The sequence below is a fragment of the Streptomyces sp. NPDC044003 genome (assembly GCF_056435185.1).
The window spans coordinates 1,074,789-1,095,193 of record NZ_JBWKFA010000001.1 but is presented as its reverse complement, the minus strand read 5'-3'; the positions used below and the strand labels follow the sequence as shown (position 1 = coordinate 1,095,193).

Here is a 20,405-nt window from a genome sequence, read left to right as displayed (position 1 = left end):
GCGAGATGGCGAAGAAGGCTCTCATCGCGAAGGCTGCTCGCAAGCCCAAGTTCGGCGTGCGTGGCTACACGCGCTGCCAGCGTTGTGGTCGTCCCCACTCCGTGTACCGCAAGTTCGGCCTGTGCCGCGTGTGCCTCCGTGAGATGGCTCACCGTGGCGAGCTGCCGGGCGTGACCAAGAGCTCCTGGTAATCCCTTAGTTGGGATGACCGGAGTCTCTCGGTAAGCATTGGGTATGGCGGATGCCCACCCCTCCATGGCTTAGGCTAGGAGGGTTGGGCGTTCGCCGCCCTTACGACTTACTACGCCGTAGGTCCCCGCGCCGCACCCGTCCCGCCCCAGTGTGGGGAGAGGGATGGCGCACCGGAAACCACGGCGAGAGAGGCCGAAGGCCAATTCATGACCATGACTGATCCGATCGCGGACATGCTGACTCGTCTGCGTAACGCGAACTCGGCATACCACGACTCCGTGACGATGCCGCACAGCAAGATCAAGTCTCACATCGCGGAAATCCTCCAGCAGGAGGGCTTCATCACGGGCTGGAAGGTCGAGGACGCCGAGGTCGGCAAGAACCTCGTCCTCGAGCTCAAGTTCGGTCCGAACCGTGAGCGCTCCATCGCGGGCATCAAGCGGATCTCGAAGCCCGGTCTCCGGGTTTACGCGAAGTCCACCAGTCTGCCGAAGGTTCTCGGCGGCCTGGGCGTGGCGATCATCTCCACGTCCCACGGCCTCCTGACCGGCCAGCAGGCGGGCAAGAAGGGCGTAGGTGGGGAAGTCCTCGCCTACGTCTGGTAGTCGGGAACGGAGGAATAGCTAATGTCGCGTATTGGCAAGCTGCCTATCCAGGTTCCCGCCGGCGTGGACGTCACCATCGAGGGCCGCACGGTCACGGTGAAGGGTTCCAAGGGCACCCTGAACCACACCGTCGCCGCGCCGATCGAGATCGTTAAGGGCGAGGACGGCGTTCTCAACGTCACCCGTCCGAACGACGAGCGTCAGAACAAGGCCCTTCACGGCCTGTCCCGCACGCTGGTGGCCAACATGATCACCGGTGTGACCCAGGGTTACGTGAAGGCGCTCGAGATCAGCGGTGTCGGTTACCGCGTGGCCGCGAAGGGCTCCGCTCTGGAGTTCCAGCTCGGCTACAGCCACCCGATCCTGATCGAGGCGCCCGAGGGCATCTCGTTCAAGGTCGAGTCGCCGACCAAGTTCTCGGTCGAGGGCATCGACAAGCAGAAGGTCGGCGAGGTCGCGGCGAACATCCGCAAGCTGCGGAAGCCCGACCCGTACAAGGCCAAGGGCGTCAAGTACGCCGGCGAGGTCATCCGCCGCAAGGTCGGAAAGGCTGGTAAGTAAGCCATGGCATACGGTGTGAAGATCGCCAAGGGCGACGCTTACAAGCGTGCCGCCAAGGCCCGCCGCCACATCCGCATCCGCAAGAACGTGTCGGGTACGGCGGAGCGTCCGCGCCTCGTCGTGACGCGTTCCAACCGCGGTATCACCGCTCAGGTCATCGACGACCTCAAGGGTCACACCCTTGCGTCCGCGTCGAACCTGGACGCGTCGATCCGCGGCGGCGAGGGTGACAAGTCCGCGCAGGCCAAGCAGGTCGGCGCTCTCGTCGCCGAGCGCGCCAAGGCCGCTGGCGTCGAGGCTGTCGTGTTCGACCGTGGTGGCAACAGGTACGCCGGGCGCATTGCCGCTCTGGCTGACGCCGCCCGCGAAGCCGGGCTGAAGTTCTAAGCCCCGGTTCCGGGACTAACGGACGTAACAGAGAGAGGTAATCCAATGGCTGGACCCCAGCGCCGCGGCAGCGGTGCCGGTGGCGGCGAGCGGCGGGACCGGAAGGGTCGCGACGGTGGCGCTGCCGCCGAGAAGACCGCGTACGTTGAGCGCGTTGTCGCGATCAACCGCGTCGCCAAGGTTGTCAAGGGTGGTCGTCGCTTCAGCTTCACCGCGCTCGTCGTGGTGGGTGACGGTGACGGCACCGTAGGTGTCGGTTACGGCAAGGCCAAGGAAGTTCCCGCGGCCATCGCCAAGGGCGTCGAGGAAGCCAAGAAGAACTTCTTCAAGGTTCCCCGCATCCAGGGCACCATCCCTCACCCGATCCAGGGCGAGAAGGCCGCGGGCGTCGTCCTGCTCAAGCCGGCTTCCCCCGGTACCGGTGTTATCGCCGGTGGCCCGGTGCGCGCCGTGCTCGAGTGCGCCGGCGTTCACGACATCCTGTCGAAGTCGCTCGGCTCCGACAACGCGATCAACATCGTGCACGCGACCGTGGAGGCCCTCAAGGGCCTGCAGCGTCCCGAGGAGATCGCGGCTCGCCGTGGTCTGCCGCTCGAGGACGTCGCTCCCGCGGCTCTGCTCCGTGCGCGTGCTGGGGCGGGTGCGTAATGGCTCGCCTCAAGGTCACGCAGACGAAGTCGTACATCGGCAGCAAGCAGAACCACCGCGACACCCTGCGCTCGCTCGGCCTCAAGAAGGTCAACGACGTGGTTGTCAAGGAGGACCGCCCCGAGTTCCGCGGCATGGTGCACACCGTCCGCCACCTCGTGACGGTCGAGGAGGTTGACTGACATGGCGGAGAACAGCCCGCTGAAGGCCCACAACCTCCGTCCCGCCCCGGGCGCGAAGACCGCCAAGACCCGTGTGGGTCGTGGTGAGGCGTCCAAGGGTAAGACGGCCGGTCGTGGTACGAAGGGTACGAAGGCCCGTTACCAGGTTCCGGAGCGCTTCGAGGGTGGCCAGATGCCCCTCCACATGCGTCTTCCGAAGCTGAAGGGCTTCAAGAACCCCTTCCGCACCGAGTATCAGGTCGTGAACCTGGACAAGCTCACCGCGCTCTACCCGCAGGGTGGCGAGGTCACGGTGGCCGACCTGGTCGCCAAGGGTGCCGTTCGCAAGAACCAGCTCGTCAAGGTCCTGGGCCAGGGCGAGGTCTCCGTGGCGCTGCAGGTGACGGTCGACGCCGTCTCCGGCTCCGCCAAGGAGAAGATTGCCGCCGCCGGCGGCACCGTCACCGAGCTCGTCTGAGCTTCGGTCGACAGCTGAAAAGCCCGGCCGGTTCCCCCACGGGGGAGCCGGCCGGGCTTTTTCGTGCGCCGGGGGATCAGGCTGCTGGCGAGGCGAGGCGAGGCGAGGCGGGGCCCCGGGCCTCGAGACCGGCCGGGAGCCGGCTCTCGGCGGCGGCGCGCGCCGGTGGCCTTCGTGGCGGTCCAGGGGCACCTCACGGGGGCCGAAGCACCCCACCCTCCCCGGTCGCGCAGGACTCCCGCCCTTCGAACGTCATCGCGAAGCGGTGCCTGCGACGGAGAGTGACGCCTTCACGGGAGTTCCCCCGGAAGTGGTGACTTCGAGCAAGGCCGATGCCCGGGTCCGGGAGGCCGGTTCTCGGCCGGGGACGCCTCTCAAAAGGGGCATCCCCGGTTGGTCGTTCCTAGGGGGGCATGGTCGCCGGTAAGGTGGCGTGCACTGTCTAGACTCCGTGCGGTATGCCCGCACGGGATTGATGACCGATAACCAATCGTCGAACCTCAAGACCGTCACCCTTGACGCATAGCGCGGGGGTCGCAGGAGGCACCGTGCTCACCGCGTTCGCCCGGGCGTTCAAGACGCCCGACCTGCGCAAGAAGCTGCTCTTCACGCTCGCCATCATCGTGCTGTACCGCCTCGGGGCCCACATCCCGGTCCCCGGCGTCAGCTACGAGGCCGTCCAGCAGTGTGTCAAGCAGGCCAGCGAGGGCAACAACAGCCTGTTCGGCCTGGTCAACATGTTCAGTGGCGGAGCGCTGCTGCAGATCACCATCTTCGCGCTCGGCATCATGCCGTACATCACGGCGAGCATCATCCTGCAGCTGCTGACCGTCGTCATCCCGCGCCTCGAAGCCCTCAAGAAGGAGGGTCAGGCCGGTACTGCCAAGATCACGCAGTACACCCGGTACCTGACCGTGGCACTCGCCATCCTCCAGGGCACCGGTCTCGTCGCGACCGCCAAGAGCGGTGCGCTCTTCAGCGGCTGCATCGTCGCCGACCAGGTCGTGCCGGACCAGTCGATCTTCACCATCGCCACGATGGTCATCACGATGACCGCGGGTACGGGCGTGGTCATGTGGCTCGGTGAGCTCATCACCGACCGTGGCATCGGCAACGGCATGTCGATCCTGATGTTCATCTCGATCGCGGCCGGCTTCCCGGGCGCCCTGTGGGCCATCAAGAAGAGCGGCAAGCTCGCCCAGGGCTGGATCGAGTTCGGTGTCGTCATCCTCATCGGCTTCGTGATGGTGGCCCTCGTGGTCTTCGTCGAGCAGGCCCAGCGACGTATCCCGGTGCAGTACGCGAAGCGCATGATCGGCCGGCGCTCCTACGGCGGTACGTCCACTTACATCCCTTTGAAGGTGAACCAGGCCGGTGTGATTCCTGTCATCTTCGCGTCGTCGCTGCTCTACATCCCGGCCTTGATCGCGCAGTTCTCGAACTCCACCGCAGGGTGGAAGACCTGGATCGAAGCCCACTTCGTCAAGGGTGACCACCCGTATTACATCGCCGCGTACTTCCTCCTGATCGTGTTCTTCGCCTTCTTCTACGTGGCGATCTCGTTCAACCCCGAGGAAGTTGCGGACAACATGAAGAAGTATGGTGGCTTCATCCCGGGTATCCGGGCTGGTCGACCTACTGCCGAGTATCTGAGCTACGTGCTCAACCGGATCACTTGGCCGGGCTCGCTGTACTTGGGTCTGATCGCTCTTGTGCCGACGATGGCGTTGGCAGGCTTCGGTGGCGCCAATGCCAACTTCCCCTTCGGTGGGACGAGCATCCTCATCATCGTGGGTGTGGGGCTGGAGACCGTGAAGCAGATCGAGAGCCAGCTCCAGCAGCGCAATTACGAAGGGTTCCTCCGCTGATGCGAATCGTCCTCGTCGGACCGCCCGGTGCGGGCAAGGGCACGCAGGCCGCGTACCTCGCCAAGAACCTGGGCATCCCGCACATCTCTACGGGCGACCTGTTCCGTGCCAACATCTCGCAGGGCACGCCGCTGGGCGTAGAGGCGCAGTCGTACATGAAGGCCGGCCAGCTCGTGCCGGACTCCGTGACGATCGGGATGGCCGAGGACCGGATGCGCCAGGCGGACGCCGAGGGCGGCTTCCTGCTCGACGGGTTCCCGCGGAACGTGGCCCAGGCCCAGGCTCTGGACGCCTTCCTCAAGGCCGACGGCATCGAGCTGGACGCGGTCCTGGACCTTGAGGTCCCCGAGGACGAGGTCGTGAAGCGGATCGCGGGTCGCCGCATCTGCCGCAAGGACTCCGCGCACGTCTTCCACGTGACGTACAACGCTCCGAAGACCCAGGGCGTCTGCGACGTCTGCGGCGGCGAGCTGTACCAGCGCGACGACGACACGGAGGAGACCGTCCGCAAGCGCCTGTCGGTCTACCACACGGAGACCGAGCCGATCATCGACTACTACCGGGCGCAGAACCTGGTCGAGACGATCTCGGCGCTCGGCAAGGTGGACGAGGTCACCGCCAAGGCGATGGCCGCGCTCAAGAAGTAACCCCTGGTTCGTTCGATACGGCCGCGGTGCCCCTCGGGGGCGTCGCGGCCGTATCGTTGTTCTGTTCCCCGTACTCGATGGAAAGGCCGCGGCCACGATGGTGCAGATCAAGACCCCCGAGCAGATCGCGAAGATGCGCGAGGCGGGGCTGGTCGTCGCCGCCATCCACGCGGCGACTCGCGAGGCGGCCGTGCCGGGCGCCACGACGAAGGACCTCGACGAGGTCGCGCGGAAGGTCATCGCCGACCACGGGGCGAAGTCGAACTTCCTCGGCTACGGCGGCTTCCCCGCGACGATCTGCACCTCGGTGAACGAGGTCGTCGTCCACGGCATCCCCGACGAGAAGACCGTCCTCAAGGACGGCGACATCATCTCCATCGACTGCGGCGCGATCGTGGACGGCTGGCACGGTGACGCGGCCTACACGGCCTTCGTGGGCACCGGGCACGCGCCGGAGCTCGTGGAGCTCTCCCGGGTGACCGAGGAGTCGATGTGGGCGGGCATCGCTGCCATGAAGCTCGGCAACCGGCTGGTGGACATCTCGAAGGCGATCGAGACGTACATCAAGCGGCAGCCGCGGCCGGCCGTGGGCGACCACAGCCTGGGCCGGTACGGGATCATCGAGGACTACGGCGGCCACGGCATCGGCACCGAGATGCACATGGACCCGCACCTGCTGAACTACGTCTCCCGCAAGCGCGGCAAGGGCCCGAAGCTGGTCCCCGGCCTCTGCCTGGCGATCGAGCCGATGGTCTCCCTGGGCACCCCGCACACGGAGGTCCTGAAGGACGACTGGACGGTCATCACGACCGACGGCACCTGGTCCTCCCACTGGGAGCACTCCATCGCCCTCACCGAGGAGGGCCCCCTCGTCCTGACGGCGGTCGACGGCGGCAAGGCGAAGCTGGCGGAGCTGGGCGTCACGGCGGCGCCGGACCCGCTGGCGTAGCCTGTGAGGCGCCCCCGGGCGCCGAGCCCGCGAGGGCTGCGTCGGGGATGGTGTCCCGCCGGCGTAGCGGATTCGGTTCTCGCGTAATGATCTTCTACGGTGGGCAGACTTCCCGATTCGTCTTTTCCTGGGGCCTGACGTAGACTGATGCGTCGGCTCTCGTGTACCCGTGTGTCCGCACCCGGCGGCGAGAGTCGATCAAGGTAGCCGATTCGAAAGGCGAAGCGTGGCCAAGAAGCAAGGTGCCATCGAAATCGAGGGCACCGTGATCGAGTCCCTCCCGAACGCCATGTTCAAGGTGGAGCTCCAGAACGGTCACAAGGTCCTCGCGCACATCTCCGGCAAGATGCGGATGCACTACATCCGAATCCTCCCGGACGACCGGGTCGTCGTGGAGCTCTCTCCGTACGACCTGACGCGTGGCCGGATCGTCTACCGGTACAAGTAGATCTTGCCGTACCCGCCTCCGCGCGGGTGGTGGCACTGACCCGGAGAACCTCACATCCCATGAAGGTCAAGCCGAGCGTCAAGAAGATCTGCGACAAGTGCAAGGTGATCCGCCGTCACGGCCGGGTCATGGTCATCTGCGACAACCTGCGCCACAAGCAGCGCCAGGGCTGACGCACGCCGACCGACCTGCATTTCGCAGTTCTTCGCGCGACGCATAGCAATACGTACATACGCAGAGCCCGTCCGACCGTGTCCCACGGTTGACGGCACCTCCGGCGGGGGCCGGGGACCCGACCTGTACCTCATACGGCAGCCGGGAACGGTTCTGCAGCAGACCCCCGAGAACACAGGAGCCATTGAATGGCACGCGTTTCCGGTGTTGACATCCCGCGCGAAAAGCGTGTGGTGGTCGCACTCACCTACGTCTTCGGCATCGGGCGTACCCGGTCCGAGGAGATCCTCGCCGCGACCGGCGTGAACCCGTCCACCCGTGTCCGCGACCTTGCCGAGGAAGACCTCGTCAAGATCCGCGAGTACGTGGACGCCAACCTCCAGACCGAGGGTGACCTCCGCCGCGAGATCGCCGCCGACATCCGCCGCAAGGTCGAGATCGGCTGCTACCAGGGCCTCCGCCACCGTCGTGGCCTGCCCGTCCGCGGCCAGCGCACCAGCACGAACGCTCGTACCCGCAAGGGCCCGCGTCGCGCCATCGCCGGTAAGAAGAAGCCGGGCAAGAAGTAGTCCTCAGCGGACGCTTGACCAGACGGTCTTCGCTGTAGGACCGACCACCTCCCGTAGGAGATTTAGATGCCCCCCAAGGGTCGTCAGGGCGCTGCCAAGAAGGTGCGCCGCAAGGAAAAGAAGAACGTCGCTCACGGCCACGCGCACATCAAGAGCACGTTCAACAACACGATCGTCTCGATCACGGACCCCTCGGGCAACGTGATCTCCTGGGCCTCCGCCGGCCACGTCGGCTTCAAGGGCTCGCGCAAGTCCACCCCCTTCGCCGCGCAGATGGCCGCCGAGTCGGCCGCCCGCCGCGCGCAGGAGCACGGCATGCGCAAGGTCGACGTCTTCGTCAAGGGTCCCGGCTCCGGCCGTGAGACCGCGATCCGCTCCCTCCAGGCCACGGGCCTCGAGGTCGGTTCGATCCAGGACGTCACCCCCACGCCGCACAACGGCTGCCGTCCCCCCAAGCGCCGCCGCGTCTGACGCACGGGCTGCTTGAGCAGGACTTTCGGGCGGTGCGTCCCCTTCCGGGGCCGTACCGCCCGTACCCTTATAGCTGTTACACCATCGGGCTCCGCCCGGTGGCCGTCGGACGTCAAATAGTGGGCGTCCACGACTGAAGGAAACGCAGACATGCTTATCGCTCAGCGTCCGTCGCTGACCGAAGAGGTCGTCGACGAGTTCCGCTCCCGGTTCGTCATCGAGCCGCTGGAGCCGGGCTTCGGCTACACCCTCGGCAACTCGCTCCGCCGTACCCTCCTCTCCTCGATCCCGGGTGCCGCTGTCACCAGCATCCGCATCGACGGTGTCCTGCACGAGTTCACCACCGTGCCGGGCGTCAAGGAGGACGTCACCGACCTCATCCTCAACATCAAGCAGCTGGTCGTCTCCTCGGAGCACGACGAGCCGGTCGTGATGTACCTGCGCAAGCAGGGCCCGGGTCTGGTCACCGCCGCCGACATCGCGCCCCCGGCCGGTGTCGAGGTGCACAACCCCGACCTCGTTCTGGCGACCCTGAACGCCAAGGGCAAGCTGGAGATGGAGCTGACCGTCGAGCGCGGTCGCGGCTACGTCTCCGCCGTCCAGAACAAGCAGGTCGGCCAGGAGATCGGCCGTATCCCGGTCGACTCCATCTACAGCCCCGTGCTGAAGGTCACCTACAAGGTCGAGGCGACCCGAGTCGAGCAGCGCACCGACTTCGACAAGCTCATCGTCGACGTCGAGACCAAGCAGGCCATGCGTCCCCGTGACGCCATGGCTTCGGCCGGCAAGACGCTCGTCGAGCTGTTCGGTCTCGCGCGCGAGCTCAACATCGACGCCGAGGGCATCGACATGGGCCCGTCCCCGACGGACGCCGCCCTCGCCGCCGACCTCGCGCTGCCGATCGAGGAGCTCGAGCTCACCGTTCGTTCGTACAACTGCCTCAAGCGTGAGGGCATCCACTCCGTGGGTGAGCTCGTCGCCCGTTCCGAGGCCGACCTGCTCGACATCCGCAACTTCGGTGCGAAGTCGATCGACGAGGTCAAGGCGAAGCTGGCCGGTATGGGCCTCGCGCTGAAGGACTCGCCGCCCGGATTCGACCCGACGGCCGCCGCGGACGCCTTCGGCGCCGACGACGACGCGGACGCCGGCTTCGTCGAGACCGAGCAGTACTAAGAGCTCGGGACCGACGGTCCAGATTTGGCTGCGGGCCGGCTTCGGCCGGCCGCGCAGTTCCCCGCGCCCCTGACCGGGGCGCGGGGTCTCCGACGGGTGACCGCCCGCTCGGACACTGACATCGGTACCTCATACGGCCGGTGCAGATCACAAGGAGAAACACCATGCCGCGTCCCGCGAAGGGTGCCCGCCTCGGCGGTTCCGCCGCGCACGAGAAGCTGCTCCTCGCCAACCTGGCGAAGTCGCTCTTCGAGCACGGCCGCATCACCACGACCGAGGCCAAGGCCCGTCGCCTGCGTCCGGTCGCCGAGCGCCTGATCACCAAGGCGAAGAAGGGCGACATCCACAACCGTCGCCTGGTGCTGCAGACGATCACCGACAAGGGCGTCGTCCACACCCTCTTCACCGAGATCGCCCCGCGTTACTCGGAGCGTCCGGGTGGCTACACCCGCATCACCAAGATCGGCAACCGTCGTGGCGACAACGCCCCGATGGCCGTGATCGAGCTGGTCGAGGGCGAGATCGCCAAGAAGGCGACCGTTGCCGAGGCCGAGGCCGCCACCAAGCGCGCCGTCAAGGAGGCCGACGAGGCCGCCGCCGTCGAGGCGACCGAGGACGAGGCGAAGGACGCGTAAGCGTTTTTCGTACGTTTCTCGTGAGCGGGCCCGTACCCCCTGGGGTGCGGGCCCGTTCCCGTGTGTTTGAGAGGATCTCCGCGTGAGCGATGACGTGCAGGACGGGTTCGTACGGGTTCGGCTTGACCTTTCGTACGACGGCAAGGACTTCTCCGGGTGGGCCAAGCAGGCCCAGGGGCAGCGGACCGTACAGGGAGAGATCGAGGACGCCCTGCGGACCGTGACCCGGTCCAAGGAGACGTACGAGCTGACCGTCGCCGGCCGGACCGACGCCGGGGTGCACGCGCGCGGCCAGGTCGCCCATGTCGACCTGCCCGTGGAGCTGTGGGCCGAGCACCGGGACAAGCTGCTCCGGCGGCTCGCCGGGCGGCTCTCGCACGACGTGCGGGTCTGGTCCGTGGAAGAGGCCCCCGCCGGCTTCAACGCGCGGTTCTCCGCCGTCTGGCGCCGCTACGCCTACCGCGTCACCGACAACCCCGGCGGCGTCGACCCGCTGCTCCGCGGCCACGTGCTGTGGCACGACTGGGCCCTCGACATGGACGCCATGAACGAGGCCGCCACCGCGCTCGTCGGCGAGCACGACTTCGCCGCGTACTGCAAGAAGCGCGAAGGTGCCACCACCATCCGCACGCTGCAGGTGCTGCGCTGGGAGCGGCGGGACGACGGGATCCTGGAGGCGACCGTGAAGGCGGACGCCTTCTGCCACAACATGGTCCGCTCGCTCGTCGGCGCCCTGCTCTTCGTCGGCGACGGCCACCGGCCGGTCGACTGGCCCGGCAGGGTGCTCGCCGCCGGCGTCCGCGACTCGGCCGTCCACGTCGTGCGGCCGCACGGCCTCACCCTCGAAGAGGTCGGCTACCCCGAGGACGCGCTGCTCGCCGCCCGCAGCAAGGAGGCCCGCAACAAGCGGTCACTCCCCGGGAGCACCGGCTGCTGCTGAGGCCTGGGCGCGGCCCCGGGCGTAGATCTGGTTGAAGGCGAAGGTGCCGAGGTCGTCGCTGGCCTGGAAGACGGGCTTGTCGGCCGTGGTGACCTTCTTGCCGTTGGCGAAGCCGCCCTGGGTGAAGTACGCGTACCGGCCGATCGCGTTCGAGCGGCGCAGGCAGACCGTGGCGTGGCAGAAATCACCCACGCCCGCGCCCGTCAGGGGCGCGATGCCGCCGGTGGCCTGGTCCTTCGCCTTCTGGGCCGCCGCCTCGGACGGGAAGACGGCGACGCCGACGGTGATCGCCACGCCGTCCTTCACATAGGTGGCGCGGAGCACCCGCTGGCAGCCGTTCCGCTTCAGGACCGTGCCGAGGCCGCCCTGGGTGACGGCCGCGCAGTTGGTCGTCGCGGAGGTCGCGCCCTTCTTGTAGGCGCGGCCGTTCATGCTCATCTTCTTGCCCGGGAAGAGGCCCTCGGCGGTGAGCGGGGCCTTGTCCTTCTTCGGGTCCGAGATGTAGTCCTTCGGGTTCGGCGGGGGCGCCGGCGCCACCGAGGAGAAGGTCGGCTCCGGGGTCGGCGTGCCGGTGGCGGAGACCGTGCCGGTGGGGACCGGGCCGTTCTTGGCCTCGTCGTTCTTCTTGTTGGTGCTCACGACGGCCGTCGCGACGATCGCGCCCACCGCCACCGTGGCCAGGACGCCGCCGGCGATCAGCAGGAGGCGCTTGCGGCGGCCGCGCGAGGCGCTGGCGTCGGCGAGGGCGCCCCAGTCGGGGGTGTCACCGCTGCCCTCCGCGCCCGGGAACGGGTTCGGCTGCGCCGGCTGCTGGGGGTGCGGGTAGCCGTAGCCCGGCTGCTGCTGCCCGTGCCCTTGCTGCGGCGGGTAGCCGTACCCGGGCTGCTGTCCGTACCCCTGCTGCCCCTGCTGCTGCGGCTCGTTCGGCCACTGCGGTCCCCCAAAGCTCATGCCGCGCATCCTAAACCGGTTGGGCCGGGCCTACGCGGGCGGTGACAATGCATCCCATGGGACATGTCGAGGCCGCGCATCTGGAGTACTACCTTCCCGACGGGAGGGTCCTGCTCGGGGACGCCTCCTTCCGGGTCGGGGAGGGGGCCGTCGTCGCCCTCGTCGGGGCCAACGGCGCCGGCAAGACCACACTGCTCCGGATGATCGCCGGGGAGCTGCAGCCGCACGGCGGCACGGTCACCGTCAGTGGCGGCCTCGGTGTGATGCCGCAGTTCGTCGGCTCCGTACGGGACGAGTCCACCGTCCGTGACCTGCTGGTATCGGTCGCCCAGCCCCGTATCAGGGATGCCGCCAAGGCCGTCGACGAGGCCGAGCACCTGATCATGACCGTCGACGACGAGGCCGCGCAGATGAAGTACGCGCAGGCCCTCAGCGACTGGGCCGAGGTGCAGGGCTACGAGGCCGAGACGCTCTGGGACATCTGCACCATGGCCGCGCTGGGCGTCCCGTACGAGAAGGCGCAGTTCCGGCAGGTCAGGACGCTCTCCGGCGGTGAGCAGAAGCGGCTCGTCCTGGAATCGCTGCTGCGCGGCCCCGACGAGGTGCTGCTCCTCGACGAGCCGGACAACTACCTCGACGTGCCCGGCAAGCGGTGGCTGGAGGAGCGGCTGCGGGAGACCCGTAAGACCGTGCTCTTCATCTCCCACGACCGGGAGCTGCTCTCCCGGGGTGCGCAGAAGATCATCGCGGTCGAGCCCGGCCCGGCCGGCTCGGACGTCTGGGTGCACGGCGGCGGCTTCGACACCTTCCACGAGGCCCGGCGGGAGCGGTTCGCCCGCTTCGAGGAGCTCAAGAGGCGCTGGGACGAGAAGCACGCGCAGCTGAAGAAGCTCGTCATCAACCTGCGGCAGGCGGCTGCGGTCAGCCACGAGATGGCCTCCCGCTACGCGGCGGCCCAGACCCGGCTGCGGAAGTTCGAGGAGGCGGGCCCGCCGCCGGAGCCGCCGCGCGAGCAGGACATCCGCATGCGACTGCGCGGCGGCCGGACCGGCGTGCGTGCCGTGACCTGCGAGAACCTTGAGCTGACCGGTCTGATGAAGCCGTTCTCCCTGGAGATCTTCTACGGGGAGCGGGTCGCCGTCCTCGGCTCGAACGGCTCCGGCAAGTCGCACTTCCTGCGGCTGCTCGCGGGGGACTCCACGGTGGCCCACACGGGCGACTGGAAGCTCGGCGCGCGGGTCGTGCCGGGGCACTTCGCGCAGACCCACGCGCACCCGGAGCTGGCCGGGCGGCCGCTCGTCGACATCCTGTGGACGGAGCACGCCAAGGACCGGGGCGCGGCGATGTCGATGCTGCGGCGGTACGAGCTGGAGCGACAGGGCGACCAGTCCTTCGACAAGCTCTCCGGCGGGCAGCAGGCCCGGTTCCAGATCCTGCTCCTGGAGCTGGCGGGCACCACCGCGCTGCTCCTGGACGAGCCCACGGACAACCTGGACCTGGAGTCGGCGGAGGCCCTCCAGGACGGCCTGGAGTCGTACGAGGGGACGGTGATGGCCGTCACGCACGACCGGTGGTTCGCGAAGAGCTTCGACCGCTTCCTGGTCTTCGGGTCCGACGGCGTCGTACGGGAGACCAGCGAGCCCGTGTGGGACGAGCGGCGGGTCGAGCGGGTGCGCTGACCTGGTGTCTCGCGGCGTTTTGACCCGCCCGGGGTGGCGCGGGTACTGTTGCGGTTTGTTATGCGTATTGGCTTCGTCGTTCTCACGCGAAGGGCCCTTACGCAGGTTCCCTGGAGCAGTTACCAGTGGCTCGCATACGGGCGGTGTCCCGGCAGTGCAGGCCCCAGCTGCATGATCGCTTCAGGTGTGTCTGGACTCCATCCACTGAAGAAGCGAAGGCTACGAAGTGCGTACGTACAGCCCTAAGCCCGGCGATGTCACTCGCCAGTGGCACATCATCGACGCGCAGGACATCGTCCTGGGCCGTCTGGCGACCACGGCTGCGAACCTCCTGCGAGGCAAGCACAAGCCGGTCTACGCCCCCCACATGGACATGGGCGACTTCGTCATCATCATCAACGCCGACAAGGTTCACCTGTCCGGCAACAAGAAGACCCAGAAGATGGCCTACCGCCACTCTGGCTTCCCGGGTGGTCTGCGCTCCGTCCGTTACGACGAGCTGCTCGACAAGAACCCCGAGAAGGCCGTCGAGAAGGCCATCAAGGGCATGATCCCCAAGAACTCCCTGGGCCGTCAGATGCTCTCGAAGCTGAAGGTCTACTCGGGCGAGAACCACCCGCACGCTGCTCAGCAGCCGGTTCCGTTCGAGATCACCCAGGTCGCGCAGTAGTTCCGGCCACACCCCCTAAGAACGAAAGAAATCTGAGGAGAATCGTGGCCGAGACCACCCCCGAGACCCCCGTCGACGAGTTCGAGGGCGTCGAGGAGTACACCACCGAGACCGAGCTCGTCGAGGGTGAGTACACCTCCGAGTCGCTCGCGTCCCGCTTCGGCGACCCGCAGCCGGCCGCCGGCCTGGGCCGTCGCAAGAACGCCATCGCCCGCGTCCGGATCGTTCCGGGCACCGGCAAGTGGAAGATCAACGGGCGTACGCTCGAGGACTACTTCCCGAACAAGGTCCACCAGCAGGAAGTCAACGAGCCCTTCAAGGTGCTCGAGCTCGACAACCGCTACGACGTCATCGCCCGCATCGCGGGTGGCGGTGTCTCCGGCCAGGCCGGTGCCCTGCGCCTCGGCGTGGCCCGTGCGCTGAACGAGGCCGACGTCGAGAACAACCGCCCGGCGCTGAAGAAGGCCGGCTTCCTCTCCCGTGACGACCGTGCGGTCGAGCGGAAGAAGGCCGGTCTCAAGAAGGCCCGCAAGGCTCCGCAGTACAGCAAGCGCTAATCACGCCTGCTCGCTGCTTTCGTACGCCCCGGCGGCACTGCCCGTGCCGTCGGGGCGTACGTTTTTTCATAACCTCTTTCTCTTTCACCTGGGCACGTATTTTCGGAGGACAGCTGTGGGACGACTCTTCGGCACGGACGGCGTACGCGGCGTCGCCAACGCGGACCTGACGGCGGAGCTGGCGCTCGGCCTCTCGGTCGCGGCCGCGCACGTGCTCGCCGAGGCGGGCACCTTCGAGGGCCACCGGCCGACCGCCGTGGTCGGGCGGGACCCGCGCGCCTCCGGAGAGTTCCTCGAGGCGGCCGTCGTGGCCGGCCTCGCCAGCGCCGGCGTCGACGTGCTGCGCGTCGGCGTCCTGCCCACCCCGGCCGTGGCCCACCTCACCGGCGTCCTCGGCGCCGACCTCGGTGTGATGCTCTCCGCCAGCCACAACGCCATGCCCGACAACGGCATCAAGTTCTTCGCGCGCGGCGGCCACAAGCTCGCCGACGACCTCGAGGACAAGATCGAGGGCGTGTACGAGGAGCACCGCACCGGCGCCCCCTGGGAGCGCCCGACCGGTGCCGGCGTCGGCCGCGTCCGTGACTACGACGAGGGCTTCGAGACGTACGTCTCCCACCTCCTCACCGTCCTCCCCAACCGGCTCGACGGGCTGAAGATCGTCCTCGACGAGGCCCACGGCGCCGCCGCCCGTGTCTCGCCCGAGGCCTTCACCCGGGCCGGTGCCCAGGTCGTCACCATCGGCGCCGAGCCGGACGGCCTCAACATCAACGACGGCTGCGGCTCCACCCACCTGGAGCTGCTCAAGGCCGCCGTCGTCGAGCACGGCGCCGACCTCGGCATCGCCCACGACGGCGACGCCGACCGCTGCCTCGCCGTGGACGCCGCCGGCAACGAGGTCGACGGCGACCAGATCCTCGCCGTGCTCGCCCTCGCCATGCGCGAGGCCGGCGCCCTGCGCGGCGACACCGTCGTCGCGACCGTCATGTCCAACCTGGGCTTCAAGCTCGCCATGGAGCGCGAGGGCCTGAACCTCGTCCAGACCGCGGTCGGCGACCGCTACGTCCTGGAGTCCATGAAGGAGAACGACTACGCCCTCGGCGGCGAGCAGTCGGGCCACGTCATCGTGCTCGACCACGCCACCACCGGCGACGGCACCCTCACCGGCCTGATGCTGGCCGCCCGCGTCGCCGCCACCGGCAAGTCGCTCGCGGACCTCGCCGGCGTCATGGAGCGGCTGCCGCAGATCCTCATCAACGTCAAGGACGTCGACAAGTCCCGGGTGAACACCTCCGGCGAGCTCGCCGCCGCCGTCACCGACGCCGAGCGCGAGCTCGGCTCCACGGGCCGGGTCCTGCTCCGCTCCTCGGGCACCGAGCCGCTGGTCCGTGTCATGGTCGAGGCCGCCGACATCGAGCAGGCCCGCGCGGTCGCGCAGCGCCTCGCAGATGTCGTGAAGTCCGCGCTGGGCTAGCCTTTCTGAGGCACCGTCATGCAAGGGGCGAGGGCCCCCGCCGAGTTCCCGAGTTCCAGGGGCCGGCGGGGGCCCTCCTCCGTACGGTCAGACCTTCGGTGCGCGGCGCCAACGGCCGCGCTGGGTGCGCCACAGCATCTTCTGCCCGTACAGGGTGAGCGTCCCCGACAGCATGATGCCGAAGAGGTTGAGCGTCAGCTGTGCGATCGAGCCCCACATCTGGCTCACATCGCCATAGCTGAGCGCCACCGCCGCGTTCGCGGCCGCCGGGACCGTCGTCACGGAGATCGCCACGCCCACCAGGGCCCCGGACTTGGAGGAGGTCAGGGACAGGGTGCCGGCGATGCCCGCGAGCAGCGCCACGACGAAGGAGAACGGGTCCGGCTGCCAGATGAAGCTGGTGTTGGGGCGGTCCGCGTCCAGCTGCGCCTTGCTGAACAGGCCGAGTGCGTCCATGCCCAGGCTGAACACCGTCGTCGCCACCATCGCCGCCGTGAAGCCGACGAACAGCGCCATCAGCGAGCGCGCCGCCAGCTTCGGATGACGCTGCACGACCGCCGTGCAGACCCCGGCCAGCGGGCCGAACTCCGGGCCGACCGCCATCGCGCCCACGATCAGGATCGCGTTGTCCAGGACGACACCGCAGGCCGCGATCATCGTCGCCAGGATCATGAACGCGCTGTACGTGATCGAGAGCGTCGACTCCTCGTGCGTGGCCCCCGCCAGCTGCTCCCAGATCACCGCGTCCGCGGGCTCGCCCGGGGCCTCCAGCTCGGCCGCGTCCGCCCGCGTCGACAACGACAGGTCGATGTTCTCGACGGCGATCGAGCCGTCCTGGTCGATCCTCAGTTCGCGCAGCCCGTGCAGGAGTTCGTCGCCCGCCTCACGGGCCACGTCGCACATCACCAGGTCACCCGAGGGGTCCCGGGCCGCGCCGGTCAGCACCACCACATGGGCGGTGCCGACCGTCGACTCGATCAGCCGCACCGCTTCCGGGGTGCGGTCGGGCGGGACGATCAGCCTCAGATGCAGCATGAGGAGAGAGTACGGAGGTCAGAGCTTCCGGAGGCTCAGGCGCTGCACCTTGTGGTCGGGGCCCTTGCGGACGACGAGGGTCGCCCGGCCACGGGTCGGGGCCACGTTCTCCAGGAGGTTCACCTTGTTGATGGTGCGCCACATCGTGCGGGCGTAGTCGAAGGCCTCGTCCTCGGAGACCTGCGTCCAGCGCCGGAAGTACGAGGAAGGGTCCTGGAACGCGGTGTCGCGCAGCTTGCGGAAGCGGTTGAGGTACCAGCGCTCGATGTCCTCGGGGCGCGCGTCCACGTACACCGAGAAGTCGAAGTAGTCGGCGAGACCGACCCGGGTCCGGCCGTCCTTGCCGGGAAGCGCCGGCTGGAGGACGTTCAGGCCCTCCACGATGAGGATGTCCGGGCGGCGCACCACGAGCCGCTCGTCGGGCACGCGGTCGTAGATCAGGTGCGAGTAGACCGGGGCCGTGACCTCGTCCTTGCCCGCCTTGACGTCCGCGACGAAACGGGTCAGGGCCCGGCGGTCGTACGACTCGGGGAAACCCTTCCGGGACATCAGGCCGCGCGCCTTCAGCTCCTCCATCGGGTAGAGGAAGGCGTCCGTGGTCACCAGCTCCACGCGCGGGTGCTCCGGCCAGCGGGCGAGCAGGGCCTGGAGGAGGCGCGAGACGGTCGACTTGCCGACGGCCACCGAACCGGCGACCCCTATGACGAAGGGGGTGCCGCGCTGCTCGGCGCTCTCGCCGAGGAAGGTGTTCAGGGCGCCGCGGAGACCGCTGGTGGCCTGCACGTACAGGTTGAGCAGCCGGGAGAGCGGAAGGTAGATGTCCCGGACCTCGTCGAGGTCGATGACGTCCCCGAGACCGCGCAGCCGCTCGACCTCGTCGGCGGTCAGCGGGAGTGGCGTCTTGTCGCGCAGGGCGCTCCACTCGGCCCGGGTGAGGTCGACGTACGGGGTCGCCTCGGAGGGCCGGCGCTGGCCGGTCCCGTTCCGGGGAGTCCCCTGTCCGGCGCCCACTCCGGTTCCGGCGCCGTTGCCGGGGGGTCCGTCGGGGCTTCGTGGCGGCGAAGTGATCACCCCGCCATTGTCGGGGGTCGACGGGCTCCGTGGGCCGTGGGGTCGGTCACGCGCCGCGACGGTTGACGGGGGCCCAGCGCAGCAGGGACCTCAGGCGGCGCTCCGCCGGCTTCTCCAGGCACTCGTGGAGGAGGGCCGCGAGGGCCAGGGTCGCGACGAGGGCCAGAGTCACCGGGAGGACGTCGTCGCGGAGGCCCGGGGAGGGGCCCAGGCCCAGGTGGCGCAGGACCCGCAGCATCACCAGGTGGCAGATGTAGAAGGCGAAGGACCACTCGCCGAGCTTCACCAGGGGGCGGGCGCGCAGAACGGAGGAGCGGCCGTCCGTGTCGCGCAGGGCCGTCGTCGTGATCAGCAGGGCGAAGGCCGGCATGACCAGGGCGTCGAGGACGCCCGGCTCCGGGGTGATCCCCGGTATCGCCTCCGGGTGTCCCAGCCACAGCCAGCCCGTGAGGAGGGAGGCGGTGGTCAGGGCCAGGGCGGTGCCGGCGCCGAAGGGCGGGCGGTGGCCGCGGCGCAGCAGGAGCGCTGCGCAGAGGCCGAGGACGAACATGGGGGTGAGGGAGAGCGGGGAGGACGTGACCAGGCGGGCCACCTCGGGCGGGAACGGGTGGAGGACGGTCAGCGCGTGCGTGGCCGCCGTCGCCACCGGTGTGAGCGCCGCGACCGTGATGAGGAGTCGGGACGGGCAGCGCGACAGGAACCGGAGGAGTAGGGGGAAGGCCAGGTAGAAGAAGGCCTCCACGGACAGGGTCCAGGTGACGATGTTCAGGCTGTAGAAGTGGTCGGTGCTCCAGGCCTGGGCCAGGGCGAGCGTCCACAGCACGTCCGCCGTGGAGACCGGCAGCCGCAGCCACTCCTTCTCCAGGACCGCGAAGACCAGAGTGGTCACGGCGAGCAGCGGCCAGATCCGGGCGAACCGGCGCCAGTAGTAGCGCGCCGGGGTGTCCTCGGGCCTGGCCACCCAGGCCATGACGAAGCCGGAGAGGACGAAGAAGAACACCACGCCCTCGTAGCCCGTCATCATCAGCCGCATCAGTGCGGGGGACTCCTTGGCGTAGCCGTACGCGTGGAAGAGGAATACCCCGAAGGCCGCGAACCAGCGCAGCGCGGTGAGCGAGTCCATACGCGCTCCGCCGGCCGGCGCCGCGAGGGGACGCGGCGCGGTCTGTGCGGTGACCGTGGCGGTGTCGGCGCCGGTAGAGATGTCCCACCCCCGGGTTCCTGGCGTACGGCGAAGAGCCGAGCCTCGGGGGCGGAAGGGACGACGGGGACTCCGGAAGACGACATGGGGGTGAAGCGGGGGCGTACAGTTCGCACGAACTTACGCACCTGGGGCGGGGGATACACGTCACCCGGTTGGGCGTACTGCCGACACCGCGACCATCCAGATCCCCGGCAAGGACGCGGCCACCGCACCGGAAGGCCCGTGACCACGATGACCTTCGGTTCATACGGGGCCAGGGCGCCGAGCTCAAGGAACACCCGTCTGCGGCGGCAAGCGTCCGCCGACGTTGCCGTCAAGCGGCGAGACGCCCCACCGAATGTGCTTCGGTGGGGCTTCTCGAAGTGAATTAAGAGCCGGGTTCCTGCCTGGAATAGCCATCAAGATCGCGTGGCCAGTGCCACCATTGCCATCGAGGATTCTCGCGATCAATCCGAGCGATGAATTCACTACCGTATATCACGTCGCCAAAATTTGTATCAATGATAGTGGTTACCTTGGTGGAAATCTCTCTGACGATCGACTCCATGAGTGCAGGATCTCGATAGTCGGCCGAGAAGGCCGCAAACGGCCCTTCGGGAATCAATGCCTCCGGCCAACCCTCAAAGAGGCCGTCCTCCTGTGGATCCATGACACACAAATAGGCGCTCGAGTTCGCCTGTGAGACCTCCAGGTATCTGTCATCTATCAAGGACACCCGATGGGAGGGCTCTAGTGCATTCGCGATCGCATGAAAACCCCAGCCTTCTGTGGCGACAACAATTACAAGCGTCTCCATCGACTGCAATCCCTTTTGGGTGACTGTGCGCCGGTGGACGATTCCTGTCCGTCGACCGGCGC

The 20,405-nt window shown here is 68.2% G+C and carries 26 protein-coding genes; 21 read left to right on the top strand and 5 right to left on the bottom strand.

Annotated features, from left to right (window positions below):
* Nucleotides 1–5 precede the first annotated feature (5 nt).
* From AC07AW_RS05010 to truA, 17 genes are all read left to right on the top strand, one after another.
* Nucleotides 6–191, top strand: a complete 186-nt coding sequence (locus tag AC07AW_RS05010) for a type Z 30S ribosomal protein S14 (protein WP_003948630.1) — start codon at nt 6–8, stop codon at nt 189–191.
* A gap of 207 nt (nt 192–398) precedes the next feature.
* A complete protein-coding gene (gene rpsH / locus AC07AW_RS05005; RefSeq protein ID WP_478814082.1) occupies nt 399–797 on the top strand; it encodes a 30S ribosomal protein S8 in 399 nt (132 codons plus the stop codon).
* Between the two features lie 21 nt (nt 798–818).
* Entirely contained in the window at nt 819–1,358 is a 540-nt protein-coding gene (gene rplF, locus AC07AW_RS05000) for a 50S ribosomal protein L6 (protein ID WP_478814081.1), read from the top strand.
* A gap of 3 nt (nt 1,359–1,361) precedes the next feature.
* Entirely contained in the window at nt 1,362–1,745 is a 384-nt protein-coding gene (gene rplR / locus AC07AW_RS04995) for a 50S ribosomal protein L18 (protein ID WP_015035587.1), read from the top strand.
* A gap of 45 nt (nt 1,746–1,790) precedes the next feature.
* Nucleotides 1,791–2,393 (top strand): 30S ribosomal protein S5, encoded by a 603-nt coding sequence (gene rpsE / locus AC07AW_RS04990; protein WP_015035588.1) that lies wholly within the window; start codon nt 1,791–1,793, stop codon nt 2,391–2,393.
* Nucleotides 2,393–2,575: a 50S ribosomal protein L30 gene (gene rpmD, locus AC07AW_RS04985; RefSeq protein ID WP_015035589.1), complete on the top strand. Its 183-nt coding sequence runs from the start codon at nt 2,393–2,395 to the stop codon at nt 2,573–2,575. Before rpsE ends, rpmD begins: the two co-directional genes overlap by 1 nt.
* 1 nt (nt 2,576) lies before the next feature.
* Nucleotides 2,577–3,032 carry a 50S ribosomal protein L15 gene (gene rplO, locus AC07AW_RS04980; protein WP_471173632.1) on the top strand — a complete coding sequence of 152 codons (456 nt, stop codon included), beginning with the start codon at nt 2,577–2,579 and terminating at the stop codon, nt 3,030–3,032.
* Nucleotides 3,033–3,580: 548 nt separating this feature from the next.
* Nucleotides 3,581–4,900 carry a preprotein translocase subunit SecY gene (gene secY, locus AC07AW_RS04975; protein WP_392151057.1) on the top strand — a complete coding sequence of 440 codons (1,320 nt, stop codon included), beginning with the start codon at nt 3,581–3,583 and terminating at the stop codon, nt 4,898–4,900.
* Nucleotides 4,900–5,547, top strand: coding sequence for an adenylate kinase (locus AC07AW_RS04970; RefSeq protein ID WP_478814080.1), 648 nt, complete (start codon nt 4,900–4,902; stop codon nt 5,545–5,547). Before secY ends, AC07AW_RS04970 begins: the two co-directional genes overlap by 1 nt.
* Nucleotides 5,548–5,644: 97 nt before the next feature.
* On the top strand, nt 5,645–6,496 hold the full coding sequence (gene map / locus AC07AW_RS04965) for a type I methionyl aminopeptidase (protein ID WP_478814079.1): 852 nt from the start codon (nt 5,645–5,647) through the stop codon (nt 6,494–6,496).
* Nucleotides 6,497–6,722: 226 nt separating this feature from the next.
* Entirely contained in the window at nt 6,723–6,944 is a 222-nt protein-coding gene (gene infA, locus AC07AW_RS04960; RefSeq protein ID WP_003956442.1) for a translation initiation factor IF-1, read from the top strand.
* Nucleotides 6,945–7,003: 59 nt separating this feature from the next.
* The gene (rpmJ, locus tag AC07AW_RS04955) at nt 7,004–7,117 is read left to right on the top strand and encodes a 50S ribosomal protein L36 (RefSeq protein WP_003956441.1); all 114 of its coding nucleotides are present in this window, start codon (nt 7,004–7,006) and stop codon (nt 7,115–7,117) included.
* Between the two features lie 189 nt (nt 7,118–7,306).
* On the top strand, nt 7,307–7,687 hold the full coding sequence (rpsM, locus tag AC07AW_RS04950; RefSeq protein ID WP_015035595.1) for a 30S ribosomal protein S13: 381 nt from the start codon (nt 7,307–7,309) through the stop codon (nt 7,685–7,687).
* A 66-nt stretch (nt 7,688–7,753) separates the two neighbouring features.
* Nucleotides 7,754–8,158, top strand: a complete 405-nt coding sequence (rpsK, locus tag AC07AW_RS04945) for a 30S ribosomal protein S11 (RefSeq protein WP_003956432.1) — start codon at nt 7,754–7,756, stop codon at nt 8,156–8,158.
* Between the two features lie 150 nt (nt 8,159–8,308).
* On the top strand, nt 8,309–9,331 hold the full coding sequence (locus tag AC07AW_RS04940; protein WP_004946635.1) for a DNA-directed RNA polymerase subunit alpha: 1,023 nt from the start codon (nt 8,309–8,311) through the stop codon (nt 9,329–9,331).
* Between the two features lie 164 nt (nt 9,332–9,495).
* Nucleotides 9,496–9,966: a 50S ribosomal protein L17 gene (gene rplQ, locus AC07AW_RS04935; protein ID WP_189847048.1), complete on the top strand. Its 471-nt coding sequence runs from the start codon at nt 9,496–9,498 to the stop codon at nt 9,964–9,966.
* Between the two features lie 82 nt (nt 9,967–10,048).
* Entirely contained in the window at nt 10,049–10,906 is an 858-nt protein-coding gene (truA, locus tag AC07AW_RS04930) for a tRNA pseudouridine(38-40) synthase TruA (RefSeq protein ID WP_478814078.1), read from the top strand.
* Here truA and AC07AW_RS04925 read toward each other — a convergent pair.
* Nucleotides 10,877–11,857: a hypothetical protein gene (locus tag AC07AW_RS04925; RefSeq protein ID WP_478814077.1), complete on the bottom strand. Its 981-nt coding sequence runs from the start codon at nt 11,855–11,857 to the stop codon at nt 10,877–10,879. The two genes, truA and AC07AW_RS04925, sit on opposite strands and share 30 nt — an antisense overlap.
* A 56-nt stretch (nt 11,858–11,913) precedes the next feature.
* Between AC07AW_RS04925 and AC07AW_RS04920 the strand changes: the two genes are divergently transcribed.
* The 4 genes from AC07AW_RS04920 (at nt 11,914) to glmM (ending at nt 16,237) form a co-directional block, all read left to right on the top strand.
* Complete coding sequence (locus AC07AW_RS04920; RefSeq protein ID WP_478814076.1) at nt 11,914–13,536, top strand: ABC-F family ATP-binding cassette domain-containing protein; 1,623 nt, start codon at nt 11,914–11,916, stop codon at nt 13,534–13,536.
* Nucleotides 13,537–13,762: 226 nt separating this feature from the next.
* The gene (rplM, locus tag AC07AW_RS04915; RefSeq protein ID WP_388844090.1) at nt 13,763–14,206 is read left to right on the top strand and encodes a 50S ribosomal protein L13; all 444 of its coding nucleotides are present in this window, start codon (nt 13,763–13,765) and stop codon (nt 14,204–14,206) included.
* Between the two features lie 44 nt (nt 14,207–14,250).
* Nucleotides 14,251–14,763, top strand: coding sequence for a 30S ribosomal protein S9 (gene rpsI / locus AC07AW_RS04910; protein ID WP_015035601.1), 513 nt, complete (start codon nt 14,251–14,253; stop codon nt 14,761–14,763).
* Nucleotides 14,764–14,878: 115 nt separating this feature from the next.
* Nucleotides 14,879–16,237, top strand: coding sequence for a phosphoglucosamine mutase (gene glmM / locus AC07AW_RS04905; RefSeq protein WP_478814075.1), 1,359 nt, complete (start codon nt 14,879–14,881; stop codon nt 16,235–16,237).
* A gap of 87 nt (nt 16,238–16,324) precedes the next feature.
* On the opposite strand, the gene AC07AW_RS04900 is transcribed toward glmM, so the two are convergent.
* The 4 genes from AC07AW_RS04900 to AC07AW_RS04885 all read right to left on the bottom strand — a co-directional run bounded on the left by AC07AW_RS04900 (nt 16,325) and on the right by AC07AW_RS04885 (nt 20,343).
* The gene (locus AC07AW_RS04900) at nt 16,325–17,272 is read right to left on the bottom strand and encodes a DUF389 domain-containing protein (protein ID WP_478814074.1); all 948 of its coding nucleotides are present in this window, start codon (nt 17,270–17,272) and stop codon (nt 16,325–16,327) included.
* 18 nt (nt 17,273–17,290) lie between these two features.
* Nucleotides 17,291–18,283: a type I pantothenate kinase gene (gene coaA / locus AC07AW_RS04895; RefSeq protein ID WP_478814393.1), complete on the bottom strand. Its 993-nt coding sequence runs from the start codon at nt 18,281–18,283 to the stop codon at nt 17,291–17,293.
* Between the two features lie 106 nt (nt 18,284–18,389).
* Nucleotides 18,390–19,466, bottom strand: a complete 1,077-nt coding sequence (locus AC07AW_RS04890) for an acyltransferase family protein (protein ID WP_478814073.1) — start codon at nt 19,464–19,466, stop codon at nt 18,390–18,392.
* A 448-nt stretch (nt 19,467–19,914) separates the two neighbouring features.
* The gene (locus AC07AW_RS04885; RefSeq protein ID WP_478814072.1) at nt 19,915–20,343 is read right to left on the bottom strand and encodes a hypothetical protein; all 429 of its coding nucleotides are present in this window, start codon (nt 20,341–20,343) and stop codon (nt 19,915–19,917) included.
* Nucleotides 20,344–20,405 lie beyond the last annotated feature (62 nt).